19 protein-coding genes are annotated in these 19250 nt (G+C 42.2%); all 19 read left to right on the top strand.

What is annotated here, in order from left to right; genetic code table 11:
- The first annotated feature begins 15 nt into the window (after window positions 1-15).
- The 19 genes from glmM (at window position 16) to ACSQ2E_RS21880 (ending at window position 19240) form a co-directional block, all read left to right on the top strand.
- Window positions 16-1365, top strand: coding sequence for a phosphoglucosamine mutase (gene glmM, locus ACSQ2E_RS21970; protein WP_435994166.1), 1350 nt, complete (start codon window positions 16-18; stop codon window positions 1363-1365).
- Between the two features lie 507 nt (window positions 1366-1872).
- Window positions 1873-3675, top strand: a complete 1803-nt coding sequence (gene glmS, locus ACSQ2E_RS21965) for a glutamine--fructose-6-phosphate transaminase (isomerizing) (protein ID WP_435994164.1) — start codon at window positions 1873-1875, stop codon at window positions 3673-3675.
- Between the two features lie 361 nt (window positions 3676-4036).
- On the top strand, window positions 4037-4771 hold the full coding sequence (locus ACSQ2E_RS21960; protein ID WP_435994162.1) for a YveK family protein: 735 nt from the start codon (window positions 4037-4039) through the stop codon (window positions 4769-4771).
- Entirely contained in the window at window positions 4758-5414 is a 657-nt protein-coding gene (locus tag ACSQ2E_RS21955; protein ID WP_435994160.1) for a CpsD/CapB family tyrosine-protein kinase, read from the top strand. Before ACSQ2E_RS21960 ends, ACSQ2E_RS21955 begins: the two co-directional genes overlap by 14 nt.
- 261 nt (window positions 5415-5675) lie before the next feature.
- Complete coding sequence (locus ACSQ2E_RS21950; protein WP_435994158.1) at window positions 5676-5831, top strand: hypothetical protein; 156 nt, start codon at window positions 5676-5678, stop codon at window positions 5829-5831.
- Between the two features lies 1 nt (window position 5832).
- Complete coding sequence (locus ACSQ2E_RS21945; protein ID WP_435994156.1) at window positions 5833-7662, top strand: polysaccharide biosynthesis protein; 1830 nt, start codon at window positions 5833-5835, stop codon at window positions 7660-7662.
- A gap of 16 nt (window positions 7663-7678) precedes the next feature.
- A complete protein-coding gene (galU, locus tag ACSQ2E_RS21940; protein ID WP_435994154.1) occupies window positions 7679-8566 on the top strand; it encodes a UTP--glucose-1-phosphate uridylyltransferase GalU in 888 nt (295 codons plus the stop codon).
- Between the two features lie 10 nt (window positions 8567-8576).
- Entirely contained in the window at window positions 8577-9728 is a 1152-nt protein-coding gene (locus ACSQ2E_RS21935; protein ID WP_435994152.1) for a glycosyltransferase family 4 protein, read from the top strand.
- Complete coding sequence (locus ACSQ2E_RS21930; RefSeq protein ID WP_435994150.1) at window positions 9713-10831, top strand: glycosyltransferase family 1 protein; 1119 nt, start codon at window positions 9713-9715, stop codon at window positions 10829-10831. The genes ACSQ2E_RS21935 and ACSQ2E_RS21930 overlap by 16 nt, the downstream gene beginning before the upstream one ends.
- Window positions 10828-11718, top strand: coding sequence for a glycosyltransferase family 2 protein (locus ACSQ2E_RS21925; RefSeq protein ID WP_435994148.1), 891 nt, complete (start codon window positions 10828-10830; stop codon window positions 11716-11718). Before ACSQ2E_RS21930 ends, ACSQ2E_RS21925 begins: the two co-directional genes overlap by 4 nt.
- Before the next feature lie 31 nt (window positions 11719-11749).
- Window positions 11750-12829 carry an EpsG family protein gene (locus ACSQ2E_RS21920; RefSeq protein ID WP_435994146.1) on the top strand — a complete coding sequence of 360 codons (1080 nt, stop codon included), beginning with the start codon at window positions 11750-11752 and terminating at the stop codon, window positions 12827-12829.
- A 15-nt stretch (window positions 12830-12844) separates the two neighbouring features.
- Window positions 12845-13882, top strand: coding sequence for a UDP-glucose 4-epimerase GalE (gene galE, locus ACSQ2E_RS21915; RefSeq protein ID WP_435994144.1), 1038 nt, complete (start codon window positions 12845-12847; stop codon window positions 13880-13882).
- Between the two features lie 56 nt (window positions 13883-13938).
- Window positions 13939-14100 (top strand): hypothetical protein, encoded by a 162-nt coding sequence (locus tag ACSQ2E_RS21910; RefSeq protein ID WP_435994142.1) that lies wholly within the window; start codon window positions 13939-13941, stop codon window positions 14098-14100.
- 24 nt (window positions 14101-14124) lie between these two features.
- Window positions 14125-14709, top strand: coding sequence for a sugar transferase (locus ACSQ2E_RS21905; protein ID WP_435994687.1), 585 nt, complete (start codon window positions 14125-14127; stop codon window positions 14707-14709).
- 1 nt (window position 14710) lies between these two features.
- Entirely contained in the window at window positions 14711-15355 is a 645-nt protein-coding gene (locus tag ACSQ2E_RS21900) for an acetyltransferase (protein ID WP_435994140.1), read from the top strand.
- A gap of 18 nt (window positions 15356-15373) precedes the next feature.
- Window positions 15374-16543: an aminotransferase class I/II-fold pyridoxal phosphate-dependent enzyme gene (locus ACSQ2E_RS21895; RefSeq protein ID WP_435994138.1), complete on the top strand. Its 1170-nt coding sequence runs from the start codon at window positions 15374-15376 to the stop codon at window positions 16541-16543.
- A 26-nt stretch (window positions 16544-16569) separates the two neighbouring features.
- A complete protein-coding gene (locus tag ACSQ2E_RS21890; RefSeq protein ID WP_435994136.1) occupies window positions 16570-16917 on the top strand; it encodes a helix-turn-helix domain-containing protein in 348 nt (115 codons plus the stop codon).
- Window positions 16918-16935: 18 nt separating this feature from the next.
- Window positions 16936-18090: a glycosyltransferase family 1 protein gene (locus tag ACSQ2E_RS21885; RefSeq protein WP_435994134.1), complete on the top strand. Its 1155-nt coding sequence runs from the start codon at window positions 16936-16938 to the stop codon at window positions 18088-18090.
- Complete coding sequence (locus ACSQ2E_RS21880; RefSeq protein WP_435994132.1) at window positions 18062-19240, top strand: glycosyltransferase; 1179 nt, start codon at window positions 18062-18064, stop codon at window positions 19238-19240. Before ACSQ2E_RS21885 ends, ACSQ2E_RS21880 begins: the two co-directional genes overlap by 29 nt.
- The last annotated feature ends 10 nt before the right edge of the window (window positions 19241-19250 follow it).

Genomic DNA, 19250 nt, shown 5'->3' with positions numbered 1-19250 from the left:
AAGGAGAGAATGACAATGGGTAAGTATTTTGGAACGGATGGAGTAAGAGGTGTAGCGAATACCGAGTTGACACCGGAATTAGCATTTAAGCTCGGTCGATTTGGTGGATACGTTCTGACAAAGGATGCTACACGTCCCAAAATATTGATTGGACGGGATACCCGGATTTCCGGACATATGCTGGAAGGGGCTCTTGTAGCGGGACTTCTTTCAATAGGTGCTGAAGTGATGCGCTTAGGCGTGATTTCAACTCCTGGTGTCGCTTATTTAACGAAAGCGTTGGGAGCTCAGGCAGGGGTCATGATTTCCGCTTCTCATAACCCGGTAGCCGATAACGGAATTAAATTCTTCGGCCCGGATGGCTTCAAGCTTTCCGATGACCAGGAAAGTGAAATTGAAGATCTGTTGGACCAAACCGTTGACGGGCTTCCCCGTCCGACCGGCGCGGACCTTGGACAGGTAAGCGACTATTTTGAAGGCGGTCAGAAATATCTGCAGTATTTAAAACAATCAGTAGACGAAGATTTCGATGGTTTGCATATCGCGTTAGATTGTGCACACGGTGCTACATCCGCTCTTGCCACTCACCTGTTTGCTGATCTGGATGCCGATATTTCCACAATGGGAGCATCTCCAAATGGATTGAACATCAATGAAGGTGTCGGGTCCACTCACCCGGAAACATTGGCTGAAATGGTGAAAGAAAAAGAAGCAGATCTGGGTCTAGCCTTTGATGGAGATGGAGATCGAATCATCGCCATTGATGAGCACGGACAGATCGTCGACGGCGATCAGATCATGTACATCTGCGGTAAGTACTTGAAATCACAAGGGCAATTAAAACAGTCTACCGTCGTATCTACTGTAATGAGTAATCTGGGGTTCCATAAAGGACTTGAAGAGAATGGTATCCAAAGCATCCAGACAGCCGTAGGAGATCGCTACGTTGTAGAAGAAATGAAGAAAAACGGCTATACACTCGGCGGTGAGCAGTCTGGCCATATTATCTTCCTCGATTACAATACGACAGGGGACGGCCTTTTAACGGGAATTCAGCTGGTGAATATTATGAAGGTGACGGGTAAATCACTATCCGAACTTGCCGGTGAGATGCAGAAATTCCCTCAGAAGCTTGTGAATGTACGAGTGACGGATAAGCACCATGTCACGGATAACGAAACGGTGAAAAACGTCATTCAAAAGGTGGAAGAAGAAATGAACGGAAATGGCCGTATTCTTGTACGTCCTTCCGGAACAGAGCCATTGGTGCGTGTAATGGCAGAAGCACCTACGGAAGAACTTTGTGAGCAATATGTGAATCAAATCGTACAGGTCGTCGACCAGGAAATGGGTCTGAACGAATAGTTGATTTTTCATGCACAAGGGGTCAATACGTACCTCTTGTGCATATTTAATTAGTAGGGTCCTTTTGAAAGGGTTTATCACTGTACTGTGTCGGGAAGATGACAAAGGGATAACAACTTCTTGATGTTGTCAGATTTATATTGACGAAGGGAAACCCGCTGGTGTATGATGATTTTGTTTTCGTTTTTCAAATAAAATGGGAATGTGAGTCAAGAAGGAAAGGTGGATAGTGGGTAACAGATGTAAATAAAGCGCCAGGGCTGAGCGATGGATACGACAAGGATCGTTCAGTTGACGAGGTGGAGGTTTATCGAGCATTCGGCGGATGCCTCCCGGTTCGTATATGTCACCGAACCGAAAGTTCCGTCCTTAAAACGTTAAGGCAACTTAATGCACAAAGGGAAGGAAAAAGTGACCTAAAATACTAATGACAAACAGAGATAAGGGGGCAAGTTGTCCCCAAAAGAGTTCTTGCCCCCTTGCATGTTCAGGGAGGATATATTAATTATGTGTGGAATTGTTGGATATATTGGAAGTTCAGATACAAAGGAAATTCTTTTAAAAGGTCTTGAGAAGCTTGAGTACCGCGGGTATGACTCTGCAGGCATCGCCGTTCAAAACGATGAAGGCATCCATGTCTTCAAAGAGAAGGGTCGTATAGCCGACCTTCGCGGTATCGTCGATGACAGTGTATCAAGCAACACAGGAATCGGTCACACTCGCTGGGCTACCCACGGTGTACCAAGCCAGGTGAATGCTCACCCTCATCAAAGCAATTCAGGCCGATTCACGATCGTTCATAACGGAGTAATCGAAAACTACTCCCAGCTTAAACGAGAATACCTGACAGACGTAACGTTCAAGAGTGACACGGATACTGAAGTCATCGTACAGCTGATTGAAAAGATCGTGGGAGAAGGAAATACAGTAGAGGAAGCGTTCCGTCAAACGCTGATGCTTCTAAAAGGTTCTTATGCGATTGCCCTTTTAGATTCTGAAAACGATGAAACCATCTATGTAGCGAAAAACAAAAGTCCACTTCTTGTTGGTCTTGGAGAAGACTTCAACGTAGTGGCAAGTGATGCGATGGCGATGATTCAAGTAACGGATCAATACGTTGAGCTGATGGATAAAGAAATGGTCATCGTAACGAAAGAAAAGGTAGAAATTCAAAACCTAATCGGTGAAGTAATGGAACGTGCTCCTTACACGGCTGAGATCGATGCCAGTGATATTGAAAAAGGAACATACCCTCACTACATGCTGAAAGAAATCGATGAGCAGCCACTAGTGATGCGTAAAATCATCCAGGCTTACCAAAACGAGAACAACGAGCTTCACATCGATGAGCCGATCGTCGGCGCGATGAAAGAAGCGGATCGTGTTTACATCATTGCATGTGGAACGAGCTACCACGCTGGTCTTGTAGGAAAGCAATTCATCGAGAAGAGCGCAGGAATCCCTGTAGAAGTTCATGTAGCAAGCGAATTCAGCTACAACATGCCTTTGCTTTCTGCGAAACCATTGTTCATCTTCATCTCTCAAAGTGGTGAAACGGCAGACAGTCGTGCCGTACTTGTCCAGATCAAAGAGCTTGGACATAAATCATTGACGATCACAAACGTAGGGGGTTCTACCCTGTCACGTGAAGCGGATTATACATTGCTTCTTCATGCAGGACCTGAGATCGCTGTTGCTTCAACGAAAGCGTACACAGCTCAGCTTGCAGTGCTTGCGATCCTTGCACACGTTGCCGGCCAGGCATGTGGAAACAACGAGGACTTTGATCTTGTTCAAGAACTGGGTATCGTGGCGACTGCCATGGAAGCTCTTTGCGACACGAAAGAAGAGTTTGAAGATATCGCACGCGAATATCTTGCTACTACTCGCAATTGTTTCTTCATCGGCCGTTCACTGGACTTCTATGTAGGTCTTGAAGGCGCCCTGAAGCTGAAAGAAATCTCTTACATCCAGGCTGAAGGATTTGCCGGAGGAGAACTTAAACACGGTACGATCGCCCTTATCGAAGAAGGTACACCGATCGTTGCCCTTGCAACACAGGAAGAAGTAAACCTAGGCATCAGAGGAAATGTGAAAGAGGTAGTCGCTCGTGGAGCCAACCCTTGTATCATTTCCATGAAAGGCTTAGAAGACGAAGAAGATCGCTTCGTCATCCCGGAGGTTAACCCATTGTTAACACCTCTTATCTCTGTCATCCCATTACAATTAATCTCTTACTATGCTGCCCTGCACCGCGATTGCGATGTAGATAAGCCGCGTAACCTGGCGAAGTCGGTTACGGTTGAGTAAAGATTGAATAGAAAAAACCGGTTGGTCCGTTTGGGCTGACCGGTTTTTATTTTGTATAAGTAAAACAAGTACTAGTTATATCTAAAGTAGCATATAAATACAGTTAGTTATACTTCGAACTGCTACTTGGTACCCAAGGAATTAGTATTTTCTGAAAATAATAGTTGACATGTTCTTTATACAGAACTAAAATGAAAGAGGAATAGATTGGAAGAGAAATAAAAAGGGGAATTAGCTCGAATTATAAAATCTTAAATGAGTTTTCCAGGAAGGATTCTTTTTTTGCTCTGGTTGTTCGTTATAATGAATTAGGTATTCTCTCATACTTGTTTCTAAAATAACTCCAATAAAGGTGGTTTCCATGGGAAGTACAAAACAATCAAATTATATTGTGAACAATGTCGCAAGAGAAATAAATTTAAGAGAGTATTATGAGGTCATCAAAAAACGGGTGTGGCTTATTATTATTATTACATTCATCACCACGGTTGCGGGTTATGTATACAATTCTTATACACAAACGAACCTTTATGAATCTTCCCGACGGGTGATCATCGGCTCAGACAGCGGAAATATGAATACGTTAATGGTTATGATAAAGGATCCAATCGTTATGGAGAAGGTCAGGGATGAATTGAATCTTTCACGGTCACCGGAAGGAATCGCCAATCAAATTACAGTGGCTCAAATAGACGATTCACAAGTCATAAAAATTTCAGCCGTTGATGCCGACCCTAAAGTAGCCATGGCGATTGTGAATTCGACAGCCAAACTTTTCAAGAGTGAAATCGCTACAATATTAGATTTCAAAGAGGTTCAATTATTATCCGAAGCAAAAGAAAATCCATATCCGATCAATCCATCCGGTAATCGGATTACAATTATCGCTTGTATCTTAGGAATGATTACAGCTATCGGACTAGCATTCTTATTGGATTCACTGGATCAGACGATTAAAACGAATAAGGATATCGAAGAGTACTTGGATATTACCGTGCTTGGCAGGGTGTCTAATATGAATAAGAAGAAATTTGTCTTAAAGCGGAAATCTCAACCTGAAATGGAGTTAAGGGGTGACACAGTTGGCATTAAATAGAAAGAAACAAATAAGTAAGATGAAACGCAGGCATCTCGTCACATATTCTCATCCAGAATCGATTATTTCTGAACAGTTTCGCGAAATCAGGACGAATATGAAATTCATCAATAAAAGTGAGAACAAAATCTTTCTCGTTACATCTCCCAAGGATGGGGAAGGGAAATCAACCATGGTCGCGAACTTAGCGGTTTCCATGGCGCAACAGAAAGAGAAAATACTCGTCATTGATGCCAACTTGAGGGAGCCGATCATCCATTCGATCTTTAAAATTCCGAATGAGAAGGGACTGACCAATGTATTAACCGGTCACACGGCGTTAGAGGATGCGCTCTATCAAACAGAGGTCAGTCGACTGGAAGTATTGACAAGCGGTTCTCATTCCTTTAACCCTGCTGAATTATTAGAAACGAGGGGAATGAAGGAACTTCTTAAGAGGCTGGCTGAGTTATATGATGTTGTGCTGATTGATGCTCCCTCTGCGATAAAGTCCACAGAAACGAGAGTCATAGCCAATCAATGCGATGGAGTGGTACTGGTACTGAATAAAGGGAAAACAGAGATCGAACTGGCGATTGAAACGAAAAAAGTGCTGGAACTGGCCCATGCCAAGATTGTTGGAGCCATTTTAAATGAAGGATAAAAAATTTTAATTCTTATGTTCGTTATTGAGAATTAGATGTGCGTTAAATTTGAATATTTTCTCGGTGATGTCTCCTTACCGTTATCCATGGAGGTACTCGGTCATGCTGTGGGTTGAATAAACCTTAGACGCTAAGTCGTCGATGGTGTGGTGTGAGGATGGGTTAGATGCCCACATTTTAATGTTTTTATGTAGGAGATCTTTTTTCGGAAGATAGCGTACATAAGGACATTATTTAATAAAAGGAGATGGTATGAAGATATGATTCTATTAGATGAACAGCCTAAATCAATTAAGAAAGCGATCAGGTATATAAAGCAGGATGCCTCGAAAGAACAGCTGAAAGAAATAAGAAGGCTATTAGACTACGATATTTATAAAAGATTGAAAGTACTTGAAGAAGGAAAGGAGGCATAGCATGACCTACCGGCAGAGATTATCTCTATTCATTCTAGTTGATTCGCTTATCGTCCTGACCGCTGTATTCGTCAGCAAAATGCTGACCGGCTCCACCATCCAAGTCATAACCCTTCCGGTCGTCATCAGTTCTATTACAATGCTCATCAGTCACCAAATCTTTTCAATGAAGCACAAGCTTTATAAGAAAGCGTGGGAATATGCAAGCATAGGGGAATTATTAATTATTTTTAAAGTAGTGAGTTATTCGGTGCTATCAGGAGCGATGGTTCAACAATTAGCACTGCAGGAAATTCAATTTAGACTTCTTGCCGTTACCTGGATGCTTCACTTGATGCTCATTGGAGGTTCAAGGTTTGTATGGAGAGTCTATCGGGACACCTTTATATCCATGGTGGATAATCGAAAACGGACGTTGGTGGTGGGAGCCGGAGCAGCCGGCACAATGGTCACGAGACAGCTGCTAAAGAACGACGGGGATCTGGTCCCTGTTGCATTCATTGATGACAATATTAGAAAGCAGAAATTGGACATATTAGGCATCCCGGTCGTCGGAGGCGTGGATCGAATTGAAAAAGTGGTAGCTCAATATGATATTGAACACATCATTATTGCCATTCCTTCTCTTAACAAACAAGAGTTGAATACCATCTTCCAGGAATGCTTGAAAACGAAAGCGAAGACGCAAACCCTTCCGATGCTGGAGGATTTGATCACTGGGAAAATATCAGTTAATCAATTCAGGGATGTACAGGTGGAGGACTTATTAGGCAGGGATACAGTGGAAATCGATATGTCCAGCATCTCTGAATATGTCACAAACAAAGTGGTGCTTGTATCAGGTGCAGGGGGCTCTATAGGTTCTGAAATCTCTCGCCAGATTTCCCAATTCAATCCGAAACAATTAATCCTCCTCGGGCATGGTGAAAACAGCATTTATTCCATTGAGATGGAGCTGAAAGAATCATTTGCCGGAAAGAGAATTGAGTTCATCCCTGTCATTGCTGATTTACAGGATGAGAAGAAGATGATCCAAGTGATGAATGAATACACTCCGGATGTCGTCTATCACGCGGCTGCCCATAAGCATGTACCTCTCATGGAGAGAAACCCGGAAGAAGCGGTCAAGAACAATCTTATCGGTACAACAAATATTGCAAAAGCGGCAAGCTGGAGCGGAGTCAAAACCTTTGTCATGATCTCCTCCGACAAGGCGGTGAATCCGACAAGTGTCATGGGTGCCACGAAACGATTGTCTGAAATGGTCATTCAGAGCATGGATCAAACGAGTTCAACACGTTTTGTCGCCGTCCGATTTGGAAATGTATTAGGCAGCAGGGGCAGCGTCATTCCTTTATTCAAGAAACAGATTGAAAAAGGTGGACCGGTTACGGTCACTCATCCCGATATGGTCAGATACTTCATGACCATCCCTGAAGCATCAAGACTTGTTATTCAAGCAGGGGCGCTCGCTCAAGGCGGGGAAATCTTCGTATTGGACATGGGGGAACCGGTGAAAATAGTCGATTTAGCAAAAAATCTGATTAAACTCTCAGGGCATTCCATCGAGGAAGTAGGACTGAAGTTTACAGGAATGAGACCCGGGGAGAAGCTATACGAGGAACTTCTGAAGGATGAAGAGATTCACGAAGAGCAAATCTATCCGAACATCTATATAGGGAAAACCGCACATCTTTATTTAGAAGAAATCGATGAAATCATCGAAACCTTTAATGATATGGATCGAGATACATTAAGAGAAAAATTAGTTGCGTTAGCCAATACAAAAGAAATCATTAAACCGAAGCCAGTCATGTCGATATCAAGCTAATAGGAGTGATAAATCAATGAAAGTCAGAAAAGCAATCATCCCTGCCGCTGGACTTGGAACAAGGTTTCTTCCAGCTACAAAGGCCATGCCAAAGGAAATGCTGCCGATTGTCGACAAGCCAACGATTCAATATATAATCGAAGAAGCCATTGAGTCGGGGATTGAAGATATCATCATCGTCACAGGAAAGGGAAAAAGAGCCATCGAGGATCATTTCGATCATTCATTCGAACTCGAACAAAATCTACTGGATAAAGGCAAATTCGAACTATTATCTGAAGTTCAGAAGTCTTCGAAACTTGTAGACATCCACTATATCCGTCAAAAGGAACCAAAAGGATTAGGCCATGCCATCTGGTGTGCCCGCAAATTTGTGGGAGACGAACCATTCGCCGTCTTACTTGGCGATGACATCGTAAGGGCTGAGACCCCATGCCTCAAACAAATGATCCAGCAATACAACCGATATCAATCTTCTATTCTGGGAGTTCAAACAATAAACAAAGAAGAAGTATCCCGTTACGGAATTGTTGATTCTCATCAAATCGGTGAACGGTTCTATGGAGTGAACGGGCTAGTGGAAAAACCGGCTAGAGAAGAAGCCCCTTCGAATTTGGCCATCATGGGTCGATATATCCTAAGTCCGCGAATCTTCGATGTGCTTGGAAATCAGCCACCGGGAGCGGGAGGAGAGATTCAGCTGACGGACGCCATTGCCGAACTGAATAATCACGAAGCGGTATACGCCTATGACTTTGAAGGGACCCGTTATGATGTGGGGGAGAAAATGGGCTTTATCCAAACGACGATTGAATTCGCTTTACAGCGTGACGATTTGAAAGCCGAGTTGTTGGATTACCTCTCAAACGTCATGAACCGGGAAGTAGCTAAGAAAGTGAAATGAGGTGAGGGGAATGGTTCATTCAATCCTGTTTTGCGCAACCGTCGACTACCACTTTAAAGCTTTCCATTTACCTTATATGAAATGGTTCAAGGAACAAGGCTGGGAGGTCCATGTAGCGGCAAGTGGTGAAATCGAGCTTCCTTATGTGGATAGGAAGTTTACGATTCCGATTCAAAGATCACCGTTTTCTCTGACTAACATAAAGGCCTATCAAGAGCTAAAAGATATAATTGAACACCAACATTATAGGCTGATTCATTGTCACACGCCTATGGGAGGAGTGCTGGCTCGATTGGCAGCACGTGGGGCAAGAAAGTATGGTACAAAGGTCATCTATACAGCACATGGGTTTCATTTTTGCGAGGGTGCGCCCATTCAAAACTGGATGCTTTATTATCCCATTGAAAAATTGCTGTCACGGTATACAGATTGCCTTATTACGATTAACAAAGAAGACTATACCTTGGCCAAACACCGATTCAATATTCCCTCTATTGAACATGTGCATGGAGTGGGAGTGAACACCGAAACCTTCCAACCTATTTCTGAAAAGGATAAAGCAGAAAGAAAGAAGTCATTTGGATATCAACCAGATGACTTTTTATTATTTTATGCTGCCGAATTCAACGAGAACAAAAACCAACAAATGCTGATTAAAGCGTTAGCACATATCAAAGAAGAGGTCCCACATGCCAAGTTGTTGCTTGCTGGAGAAGGAGCGTTGCAAAATCATTGCAGGGAGCTGGCAAAAAGATTAGAAGTTGATCACATGGTTCATTTTTTGGGATTTCGAAAGGATATACCCGAACTTCTTCCAATGTGTGATGTGGCGGTTGCATCGAGTCTGCGTGAAGGACTTCCGGTAAATATGATGGAAGCGATGGCTTGTGGGTTGCCTGTGGCGGCGAGTGAGAATCGGGGGCACCGGGAGTTGGTGAAGGACCATCAAAATGGTTGGATTGTATCCTCAACAGACGTTGAAGGCTTTTCGAATAAGCTTAAACTCCTTGCTGCGTCAGAAGACATAAGAAGGCAGATGGGAATGACCGGAAGAGACATGATAGAGAGTACATTTAGTGTCCAAAGAATAGTAAATGAAAAAAGTCGAGTTTACCAATCTTATATGAAAGAGAAGGAGGTGGAAAAATGGGCAGTCCATTAAGGGTTCTGCATGTGGTCGTGAATATGAACCGTGGCGGAGCAGAGACACTGATCATGAATCTTTACCGGAATATCGATCGAACGAAGGTTCAATTCGATTTTTTAACATGCAAAGAAGGTGTTTTCGATTCTGAAATTCTTGAGATGGGCGGAAAGATCCATAGGATTTCCTACGTGACAGAAGTGGGGCACTCAGGGTATGTGGAGGAATTAGATATGTTCTTTAAAGAACACTCCTATTATCAAATTGTTCACTCACATCTGGATAAGATGAGTGGGCTGGTATTAAGAGCTGCAAAGAAAGCGGGTGTCCCTGTAAGAATTGCTCATAGTCATAATACCCAGAGTGAGGGGGGAACAGGGGCAAAGGTGTATAAATGGGTAGTCGGCCAGCAGATAAAACGGAGTGCTACTCACTTGTTTGCCTGTTCAATTGCTGCCTCTAAGTGGTTATTCGGAAATCAGGCAAATAAAGCACAGCTTATAAAAAACGGAATAGAGTTCGATAAATTCCAATTTTCCTTCTATATTCGAAATCAGGTTAGAGCTGAACTTCAGCTAAATAAAGATACACTGGTTTTAGGTCACGTTGGAAGGTTTTGTGAACAAAAAAATCATATGTTCTTACTCGAAACCTTTGCCGAAATCCACAAAAAAATACCCGATTCAAAACTGGTCCTGGTAGGGGACGGACCTTTAAAAGGGAAGATCAACGACAAAATAAGAAGCCTGCATTTACAACAAGCGGTCATGGTTCTGGGGGTAAGGGAAGACATTCCTTATTTACTACAGGCATTCGATACTTTCATGTTTCCATCTTTTCACGAGGGTCTTCCGGTTACATTGATTGAAGCACAAGGTGCAGGGTTGCCATGTTATATTTCAGAAACCATTACAGATGAAGTAGATATGGGAAATGAGTTAGTCCGTTTCTTACCTATTACAAATAAGAGTGTTTGGGTGGAACAGATCGTGAATGAGAAACATACACAGTCAGCAAGAAATATCTCACATGCGGCTCTTACTCTTAAAGGATATGACATTCGTAAAACAGCAGAAGATACTGAGAAGTCATACATCATGCTGGGAGGAAGAACGGGATGAAGCAATTAACGGTCTTCACTCCAACCTATAACCGCGCATACTGTCTTGGTCAGTGTTATGAAAGTCTAAAAAGGCAAACGAATAAAAATTTCACCTGGCTGATCATTGATGACGGGTCAACAGATCATACAAATGAACTTGTGGCGAAATGGATCAAGGAGGAACATGTTCACATTATCTACCACTGGCAGGAAAATCAGGGCATGCATGGAGCCCACAATACCGCCTATCAGTTAATCCATACAGAGCTGAACGTATGCATCGATTCCGATGATTATATGCCAGACAATGCTGTTGAAAAAATCCTGTCGTTTTGGAATGATCATGGTAGCTCTAAAGTAAGTGGAATAATTGGGTTGGATGCCTATCATGATGGGGATGTCATCGGAACAAAGTTACCAGACACAGTCGGCTCTTCCACCTTATTCGATTTATATAATAAATACGGAGTAACAGGGGACAAAAAATTAGTCTACCGCACAGAGTTAACGAAGAAATACCCTTATCCAATCTTCTATCAGGAAAAATACGTCGGCCTTGCCTATAAGTATTTCATGCTTGATAAGGAATATAAAATGCTTCTGATGAATGAAGTGATCTGTCGTGTGGAATATTTAGCTGACGGATCTTCTGTGAATATGTTGAATCAGTATCGAAAGAATCCAAAAGGGTTTGCCTTTTACCGGAAGGAACTGATGAAATTGCCATTCGCCAGTACGACGTTTAAATTTAGGCAGGCGATTCATTATGTATCGAGTAGTTTAATCAGTCGGAATTGGAATTTCATGAGTGAAACGCCTGATAAACGATTAACTTTATTGGCGCTCCCTCTTGGAATCATCTTATATCTCTACATCAATCAGAGGACAAAAATAGCTGTTAATTGACAGATGATTTTCTATTGAAAGGATCCTAGTAATGACGATTTTATGGATTAATCTTTTTCTGGTCTTCCTTTTCTCCTCTTTCTCCAGGTATGCCGCTTCAACAGGGACGATGACAATGACAAGTCCGGTTCCTATCCGGCCGAATAAGCTGATAGCGATTGGGGCTTTGTTATCCCTTGTACTTGTATCGGGACTTCGCTCAAATATCGGGGATACTTACTTCTATAAGCATGCATTTGAAGTAAGCCAGTTCACCTGGGAGTATATCTTAAGCCAAAAGGATATTGGTTTTGGCATTCTTCAAATGGTATTGAAAAATTATGTCTCTGAAGATCCACAAGTGCTGCTATTTACAACAGCGTTATTAACTAATACTCTTATATTTTTCGTATTATACAAGTACTCAAGGATGCTTGAGCTTAGCTTATATGTGTATATAGCCGGGGGATTATTTCTTATATCGATGAATGGGATCAGACAGCTGCTTGCGGCGGCAATCATTTTCACAGCCACAAAGTATTTAATAGATGGAAATTGGGTTAAGTATTTTGCCATTGTCATCATCGCTTCATTCTTTCATCAAAGCGCACTTATATTACTTCCTATTTATTTCTTAGTTCGTTCAAAGGCATGGTCCAAATCAACGGTTGTACTCATCATTTTCGCTCTCATCATTGTAGTGGGGTTTGACCAGTTCACCTCATTCTTGTTTTCAGCCATTGAGGATACCCAATACGGCCACTATAAAGACTTTGCGGAAGGTGGCGCGAACATCTTAAGAGTACTCGTTGAGATGGTTCCCATTATCATTGCCTATCTTGGGAGGGATAAGTTACGGGAGATCTTCCCTGATAGTGATGTGATTGTTAATATGGCTCTCCTTGGGCTGGTGTTTATGTTGATTTCTACTCAGAATTGGATCTTTGCCAGGTTCTCAATCTATTTCAGTTTATACCAGCTGATCCTCATATCCTGGATCGTAAGATTGTTTGAAAAAAAAGATCGAAAAATCATTTATCTTGGAATTGTCAGTTGTTATTTTCTGTATTACTTTTACGAAAGTGTTATTAGTTTAAACATTCTTTACAAGAGTGACTATATTAATTGGTAAGAACGGAGGATGAATATGGCTATATTGATTACTGGCGGGGCAGGTTATATCGGAAGCCACACATGCATTGAACTATTGAATGCTGGCCATGACATTGTCGTTGTGGACAATTTCTCAAACAGTAAGCCGGAAGCGCTCAAAAGGGTGTCTGAAATAACAAGAAAATACTTTCGAACTTATTGTCTTGATTTGCAAAACCGGGAAGGTCTGGAAAAGGTATTTACAGATAACGGGATTGAGGCGGTGATTCATTTTGCCGGCTCCAAGGCGGTTGGGGAGTCGGTTCATTTTCCACTTAAATATTATGAAAATAATATGAATAGCACCATCACTCTCTGTGAAGTCATGAAAAAGTTCAATGTGAATAAACTTGTATTTAGTTCATCAGCCACTGTATATGGGGCGACGAATACGGTACCGATTACAGAGGAGACCCCTTTAAAGGCGACAAATCCATACGGTCGTACAAAGCAGATGATTGAAGAGTTATTGCAGGATCTTTATGATTCTGAGCGTGAATGGAGCATTGCCCTGCTTCGTTATTTCAACCCTGTAGGGGCTCATGAAAGTGGGCGGATTGGTGAGGATCCTAATGGAATCCCCGATAACCTCATGCCATATATTTCTCAAGTGGCGATTGGGAAACTGGAAAAACTCCAAGTATTTGGTGACGATTACCCAACAGTAGACGGCACCGGGGTAAGAGATTATATTCATGTGGTCGACCTGGCCCTTGGTCATGTCAAAGCTCTGGAAAGACTGCTTACTACTAGCGGAATCGATGCATATAATTTAGGCACCGGAAAAGGATACAGTGTGCTTGAAGTCTTATCAGCATATGAAAGAGCAGCTGGGAAAACCATTCCATATACGGTAGTGGAAAAGCGGCCGGGAGATGTAGCCGTTTGCTATGCTGATACATCAAAAGCGAAAGAGAAACTAAACTGGGAAGCGGTTAAAGGGATTGATGAGATGTGTAAGGATTCTTGGAGATGGCAGCAACATAATCCGTTTGGTTACGAGAAACCATCCAAAATATTAGTGAAGAACTAGGTACAGGTGCTACTCATAGCAGCTGCTTTTTTTATGTTCAATGTAAGGAGAAGAATATGAATATTACTGAAAACCTAACAGTCCAAGATCTTCAGGAGCTTTTAAAAACAATGTATCAAAAGGGTATTCAATCAGAAGAAGTGAATACAAGGGAATTTCTAAACGAAATAAAAGAAAACATCATCGCCCTCTGTACTACAAATGAGATCGATACCTGATCATCAAGGAAGTGATTTCAAATGATCAAACGAATGATTGATATTAGTATTTCATCGATTTTACTTTTGGTCTTGATCCCGTTAATGGTTCCAATTATGTTAGGCATTAAGATGAAAATGGGGTCACCTCTATTGTTTTGTCAGCAACGGCCGGGGCTTTACGGGAAACCATTCAAACTATATAAATTCAGAACCATGTTAAATGGTGATGGTATAGCGGATGAACTGAGATTGACTCCTCTTGGAAGATTTCTTAGAAAATATAGTCTTGATGAATTTCCCCAGTTATACAATGTGTTGAAGGGTGATATGAGTTTAGTGGGTCCAAGGCCATTGTTAATGGAGTATCTGCCACTTTATTCTGAAGAACAATACATTCGGCATCACGCGAAGCCCGGAATAACCGGATGGGCTCAGGTGAACGGGAGGAATTCAATCTCATGGGAAGAAAAATTCTTATTGGATGTTTGGTACGTCAAGAATCAAAGTTTCTCTCTCGATATGAAAATTCTTGCCAAAACCTTCATCAAAGTGATCAAAAAAGAGGGAATCACCGGCCAGAATCATGTAACGATGGAAAAGTTCAAAGGGTCGAAAGAAGTGGTCTGATATGAAGGTCGTAATGATAGGAAATGGTGGGCATAGTAAAGTCGTTCAGGAGATGGTGATAAGGCAGGGGTACAGTGTTCATGCCATAGTAGATGACAAATATGAAAGCGAGCAAATCATTGACGGGATTGTGTATGCTCCATTGACTTCCATTCATAAAATACTGGATAAAGAGATGAAAGTGGTCGTAGCAATTGGCAGTAATATGGTTAGAAAGCATATGGTAAGTAAGTTAAAGCTTCCTGGTAAGCAGTATTTAACCGTCATCGATCCTACTGCAGTCATAAGCAATACGGCAGCAGTTGGATATGGAACAGTTGTAATGCCAAAAGCTGTGATCAATGCAGCTGCCCACGTCCATGATCACTGTATCATCAACACCGGAGCTGTCATTGAACATGATAATTCAGTAGGGGATTACTCACATATTTCCCCTCATGCCACATTAACAGGAAACGTAACGATCGACGAAGGTGTACATATAGGGGCTGGTGCTACAATCATTCCTGGTGTGAAAATCGGGGAGTGGTCGATCATTGGAGCCGGGGCGACGGTCATTCGATCTGTCCCTGCTCATTGTAAGGCAGTGGGGACACCAGCCAGGATCATCAATAGGAGCCTTGGAGTAGTGAAAGATATCATGTAGAGAAAAGGTGGTTGTTAGATGAAGAAGCCGAGAATCTACCTTTCTCCTCCTCATATGAGTGGAAGGGAACAAGAATATATTAAGGAAGCCTTCAGGACCAATTGGATTGCCCCATTAGGTCCGAATGTGGACGCATTTGAACAAGAGTTAGCCTCATACGTAGGAGCCAGTGAAGCGGTGGCCGTTAATTCGGGAACATCTGCCATCCACTTGGCTCTTTCTTTATTGGGAGTCACCCGGAGGGATACTGTTTTCTGTTCAACACTGACATTTGTGGCAAGTGCGAATCCCATTCTATATCAAGGGGCAGATCCGGTTTTTATAGACTCGGACTACGATTCATGGAATATGTCTCCCCAGGCGCTACAACGGGCATTACAAGACGCTGCCTTTCAAGGAAAGCTTCCAAAAGCCGTCATCATTGTGAACTTATATGGTCAAAGTGCGAAAATGGATGAACTTCTTACTCTCTGTGAACATTATCAGGTCCCCGTTGTAGAAGATGCAGCCGAGTCACTGGGCTCCACTTATAAGGGAAAACCCAGCGGGACATTTGGACATTTCGGAGTCTATTCATTTAACGGTAATAAAATTATCACAACATCCGGCGGGGGGATGCTGGTTTCCAACGATATTGAGTCCTTGCAGAAAGCTCGGTTTCTCGCTACCCAGGCAAGAGACCCTGCCCCATATTATCAGCATAGCCAGGTAGGTCACAATTACAGACTGAGTAATATCTTAGCCGGTGTTGGGAGGGCCCAATTGGAGGTAATCGATGAAAGGGTAAAAGCCAGAAGGCTCATTTTTGAACGTTACCAGCAATCCTTATCCCAAATCCCGGGGATCTCATTCATGCCGGAATTGGAAAACAGTATGACCAACAGATGGCTTACAACCCTCACCATTGATGAGATAGAAACAGGAATAACATCATCTCAGTTAATTGAAGCAATGGCAAAAGAAAATATTGAAGCACGTCCAGTATGGAAACCTCTCCATATGCAACCGTTATTTAAGGAGGCAACTTACTTCTCTCATAGTGAGGATGAAGATGTCGCTCAGCAACTGTTTTCCAGAGGTATTTGTCTTCCATCAGGGTCAAGCATGACGGAAGAAGAACAAATGAGAATTGTTGAGTGTGTAATGAATACGATTGAAGGTGTGTACGCAAGGCAGGATATAATATGATGTCAAAAAATATGAGGTAAAGATGAATGATAGGTTCAAATATAGGTAGTATTCGAAAACGCAGAGGACTCACTTTATCCGAACTTGCAGATCGGGCAAATGTATCTAAATCCTATCTGAGTAATTTAGAGAGGAACTTAAATAAGAATCCCTCTATTCAAGTCATAGAGAAAATCTCGACTGTATTAGACGTGGATTTAACAACCATTCTTCAATTCAATTCACCTGAAGAAAATAGGGAACTCCTGGAGAGCGAGTGGCTGGATTTTATAAATGAGTTGAAGGATTCAGGGATTGAGAAAGAGCAATTACAACAATATAAAGCGGTGATTGAATTTATAAAGTGGCAGAATCATAAGGTGGAAGAGAAATAATCAGGGGAGGGGATAGCGATGGATGTACCTAAACGAATCCTTCACATAGTGGGAGCGATGAACAGAGCCGGGACGGAAACCATGTTAATGAATCTGTACCGGAATATGGATCATCATAAGATTCAATTTGATTTCGTTTCTTACAGTGGAGGGAAGGCTCATTATGATCATGAAATTATTGAGCTTGGCGGGAAGGTGATAAGGTTATCCCAAACCGGATCAATAAAGGAGCTCTACCAGGCAATCAAACAGAATGGACCTTACGAAGCGGTTCATTCCCATACTTTATTTCACTGCGGCATAGCAAGTGTAGCAGCGTATTTAGCAGGAGTAAAGGTGCGGATATCTCATGCTCATACAACATTAGATAAAGAAGATAGCTGGATAAGAAAGATGTATATCGCCTCTATGAGAAAAATGATAGGTACCTTTTCCACACACCTGCTTGCTTGCAGTAAAGAAGCGGGAGAGTACTTATTTGGCAGGGAAGCTGTACACCGAGCCAATTATTCCTATTTTCCTAATGTGATAGACTTTGAGAAGTTGTTAAAGAGTCCTCAATCACTCGTTAGTCAATTCAAGATAGAAGAAGGCCTGGGGAAATCAATTGTCATTGGACACATTGGCAGATTCATCCCGGCTAAGAACCACGATTTCTTGCTTGACGTGATGAAGAGTTTAATAAAACGGAATCCAAATTGTAAACTGTTGCTGGTAGGGGAAGGGGATCTAAAAAACCATATTGAAAAAAGGATTGAAAATGAAGGGATCAATGAAAACATCCGACTTGTAGGAATCCGGGAAGACATTGGAACCATGTTACATAGTATGGATGTTTTTGTCTTTCCTTCCCTATACGAAGGTCTGGGACTTGTCCTCCTGGAAGCGCAAGCCAGCGGTCTTCCATGTGTCGTATCCGAAGCCATTCAACCAGAAGCCGACCTGCAACTGGGTTTGGTCACACAGCTCCCTTTGAGGGACGGACCTGATGTATGGGCCGAGGCTATAGTAAGACAGGCAAAAAGGAAAGAAAAGAACATCCATAAAATCAAACAGAGCTTTGAGAGAAATCATTATTCACCGGAAGCGGGAATCTCAAAGCTCCAGAACCTATATGGAGTTGAGATAGAGAAGGGAGGATCTAATGAAAAAAGTATTGATCGCTTCGTTTGATATGGAAGTCGGAGGGGTTGAGAGAAGCCTCATCAGTATGTTGAATCATTTTGATTACGACCTATACCAGGTTGATCTGATGTTGTACAGTCATACAGGTGACTTTATGGAACTACTGCCTGCAGGACCAACCCTGCTACCAGAGAATAATAGATACAAAACGTTTCGAATGCCGGTTTCAGCGGTGATGAAAAATGGGAACTGGGCCATTGGCTTAACAAGGATGCTTGCGAAATATAAGGCAAACCTCAAAAAAAACGCAGAATCAGGTTATAAACAAATGCAATACATGTGGAAGTATGCCCTCCCATTCTTACCAAAAATGGAGAAAGAGTACGATATCGCCATCAGTTATTTATGGCCACATTATTTTGTAGCTGAAAAAGTCAAAGCTAAAACTAAGATAGCATGGATTCACACAGATTTTTCAACGGTTGAAACAGATAGGGATATGGACCTCCAGATGTGGCAGCAATACGACAAAATAATGGCTGTGTCTGAAGAATGTAAGAAAGCATTTATCAATAAATATTCTTCCCTTCATAAGAAAGTGTGTGTGATGGAAAACATCACGTCCCCCGATTTTGTAAAGGACTTAGCGCATGATTTCGTTGACAATCCTATGGTGAAAGACGAGAGATTCAAATTAATAACAGTCGCACGTCTCTCCTATGCTAAAGGAATCGATCAAGCTGTCAAAGCACTAAAAGTATTACATGATCGTGGCTATAAAGACATAGTGTGGTACGTCGTTGGATACGGAGGGGATGAGGCTTCCATAATGGAATTAATAGAAGAACTGAAACTTGAGGACTCATTTATATTACTAGGGAAAAAGATGAACCCTTACCCCTATATTAAAGCGGCCGACTTATATGTACAGCCTTCCAGGTATGAGGGGAAGGCTGTAACCGTTGTGGAAGCACAGATCTTAGCAAAGCCGGTATTGATTACTAATTATGCCACGGCTAAAAGCCAGGTGCGAATGGGCATTGACGGTGATATATGTCAGATGTCTATCGAAGGGATAGCCGAGGGGATTGAGAAGTTATATAACGATCAACAGATGAGAGAAGCTCTTATCCAACACTGTGAAAGATCAGACTACTTCAATCATACAGAACTAAACAAACTATATCAGTTGGTATAAGGAGGAACAA

The sequence above is a fragment of the Rossellomorea sp. LjRoot5 genome (assembly GCF_964253455.1).
Taxonomy (GTDB): domain Bacteria; phylum Bacillota; class Bacilli; order Bacillales; family Bacillaceae_B; genus Rossellomorea.
The sequence above is the reverse complement of the archived record's forward strand: the minus strand, read 5'-3'. Positions and strand labels throughout refer to the sequence as shown.